Genomic DNA, 2,501 nt, shown 5'->3' with positions numbered 1-2,501 from the left:
CGGGGTTGTGTTAATTCATTAAAGTTCAGTTGTCGGCAACAAGCACGGCTTAACTAACAGGACTACGACCATGAAACTTACTCTTATCAAAACTATCGCTCTTAGCTCACTATTAACATGTTCAGCTGCTGCAATGGCTGATCAAAGTGATTACAAATTAATGGTTATTGAAACTGCAACAGCGCCACAACCACTTGAGCAATCATTTAATAGCTGTGCACTGAATGTTAAGTCAAAAAATTATGCTCAAGCCGAAGCAATTTGTACTAAAGCAATCGCACTTTTAAAAGACGCAGATGGCCCTAAATTTAAAGTTCGCCAACTTACATCATTTGCATTAAGTAACCGTGGTGTTGCACGTTTAAAAGCGAATAACGACACGGCTGGTCTTGCTGATTTATACGAAGCAAACCAAATGTCTACAAGTACAATGGTATCGCATAACTTAACTCGCGCTAAAGAAGAATTATCGTTATAAAAAGCTGTTATAAGCTTTTTATAAAACGCCTTATAGAGTGTTCTTATTTAAAACACTTTTATAAAATAGCGAGAGTGAAAAAGCCCATGTTAGGTTAACCCCTATCATGGGCTTTTTTGTTTTTATTGCAGGTACTAATTACTGTTAGTTATTAAATACTTTTTAATCTGATTTTTACTTAAGTTTACTGTAAAATTAACCAATTAACATTTGTGTATCATTGTTTACACATGTTATTGCTCGTTAAATATTTAAACTAGTTTAAGTAGAAATTATGATTTTATATATTATTGGGTTAAGTACGCTTGTGATTGTTTTATGCGTGGCAATTTATGTAATTTATAGCAATATACATAAAAGTCGGGTAAAAAAGTTAAATGAATACAATGTACTATTTGATAAAGACACGATAGTTGATGAGTTAATCAATCAACTAACAGAAAAAAATCAAACTCAAGAAAACGAAGAAGAAACAGCTAAAGGCAAAGAAGAGATCCTTGCAACATTTGTTCAACTACATCGTTCTGGTAGTTTTTGCGCACATTTGAGTGAACAGGAAATCATTTTCTTTGTTAAAAAGAAATTAAACATGGAGAGTAATAAAAATGGCTAATGAACAGAGTGTGATTCCCGCAGTAAAAAGCGATTCTTTTATAGAGCGATTTGGTCGTCGTAATGTAATTATTGGTGCTTCTGTGATTGTGGTACTTGGCGTGATTGCAACGCTTACATCGCAGGTTGTTTCGTGGAATGAAGCAGATGAGCGTTTAGTACACCAATCGGCTTTTACTGGTAACTTAACCGTAATAAATCAGGCGGGTCCGTATTTAAAGGCATTTGGTACTACATCGGCTTATAAAAAAGTAATTTCGATTAACTTTACGGGTGACTCAGGTGCAACCGCAAGCGCAATTGTTCCGTTAATACCGATTCGATTTTTAGATACGACAACGGGTGGCGCAAGAGGCGTATCGCGTTTTAGGTTACCTGGCAATGTACCTGCGGCTGAATCGGGTGCTTTACGCGGTTTACTTAAAATACACGAAGAGTTTGGTTCACAAGAAACATTAATATCTAATTTATTAATGCGGGCAACGACAGAAAACGTAAAAGCATCGGCGCGTATGATGTCGGTAGAGCAACATTACTCTGGTGGTAATGGCCAGTTAAGCCAAGATTTTTCTGATCAATTAACCAACGGTATTTTTGTTACTGAACAAATTATTAGTACGGGTGAGCGCGATAAATCTGACGATTTGGGTAATTTGAGTAAACAGCAGCGCGTTACTATTAATATTAAGATGGACGATGAAGGTAATACACTACGTAATGCACCTATTTTAGGCGCTTACGGTATTACAGTAGTTGATGCCAGCATTATTGATATTGACTACGAAAGCAAAGTAAATGCGCGTCTTGAAGCGCAAAAGCAAGCCGCAGCTGATGAAGCACTCGCACGTCAAAACCTTAAAAAAGCTGAGCAACAAGCGCGTACGGAAGTAGCTTTAGGTGAGCAAGCCATTGCTAAGCAACGTGCTGAATCTGAAAAGCTAAAAATAAAAGAGCAAATAGATGCTGAACGAATTAAGGCAAATGCTATTATTTCTGCGCAGCAACGAGTTGCTGTAAAAGCGGAGCTTGCAAAAGAGCAAGAAGAGATTTTAAAGCAACAACGCTTAGAAGCATTAGGTATGGACGTTTTAGCTGAAGCTCGTTTAAGGGCTAAATCTGCGGCACTTGATCCTAAGTATGTATTTGATGAAACGTTAAAAGCAGAAGTTAAAATTCAAACGGCTTTATTTACCAGCTTAGGCAATAGCCGTTTAGTGCCTGAAATAGTAATTGGCGCAGGTCAAGGCGAGCAAAGCAATGGCTCTGAATTTATGCGTTTATTAGCTGCTGATGCTGCATTGAGTCTTAAAAAGCGTTTAGAAAAAGAGAAAAAATAAACGATTTAATGAATATATAAATAATATAGAGGCCTAGCCTTTAAATACTTAGCCTTTAAATATTATATAAACAA

General features: G+C 36.7%; 3 protein-coding genes. All 3 read left to right on the top strand.

All coding sequences use genetic code 11. The annotated features are described in order from the left end of the window. Positions 1–70: 70 nt before the first annotated feature. The 3 genes from P20652_RS11670 (at position 71) to P20652_RS11680 (ending at position 2,427) form a co-directional block, all read left to right on the top strand. Positions 71–478 (top strand): hypothetical protein, encoded by a 408-nt coding sequence (locus tag P20652_RS11670; protein ID WP_008167682.1) that lies wholly within the window; start codon positions 71–73, stop codon positions 476–478. Positions 479–752: 274 nt separating this feature from the next. Next, the gene (locus tag P20652_RS11675) at positions 753–1,091 is read left to right on the top strand and encodes a hypothetical protein (protein WP_008167680.1); all 339 of its coding nucleotides are present in this window, start codon (positions 753–755) and stop codon (positions 1,089–1,091) included. Further along, the gene (locus P20652_RS11680; RefSeq protein ID WP_008167678.1) at positions 1,084–2,427 is read left to right on the top strand and encodes an SPFH domain-containing protein; all 1,344 of its coding nucleotides are present in this window, start codon (positions 1,084–1,086) and stop codon (positions 2,425–2,427) included. Before P20652_RS11675 ends, P20652_RS11680 begins: the two co-directional genes overlap by 8 nt. The last annotated feature ends 74 nt before the right edge of the window (positions 2,428–2,501 follow it).

It is taken from the genome of Pseudoalteromonas sp. BSi20652 (genome assembly GCF_000239855.1).
Lineage (GTDB): Bacteria > Pseudomonadota > Gammaproteobacteria > Enterobacterales > Alteromonadaceae > Pseudoalteromonas.
The sequence above is the reverse complement of the archived record's forward strand: the minus strand, read 5'-3'. Positions and strand labels throughout refer to the sequence as shown.

Bases quoted from the DNA above. Each gene is read 5' to 3' on its own strand.
- P20652_RS11670 (WP_008167682.1), top strand. From the start codon at position 71: ATGAAACTTACTCTTATCAAAACTATCGCTCTTAGCTCACTATTAACA.
- P20652_RS11675 (WP_008167680.1), top strand. From the start codon at position 753: ATGATTTTATATATTATTGGGTTAAGTACGCTTGTGATTGTTTTATGC.
- P20652_RS11680 (WP_008167678.1), top strand. From the start codon at position 1,084: ATGGCTAATGAACAGAGTGTGATTCCCGCAGTAAAAAGCGATTCTTTT.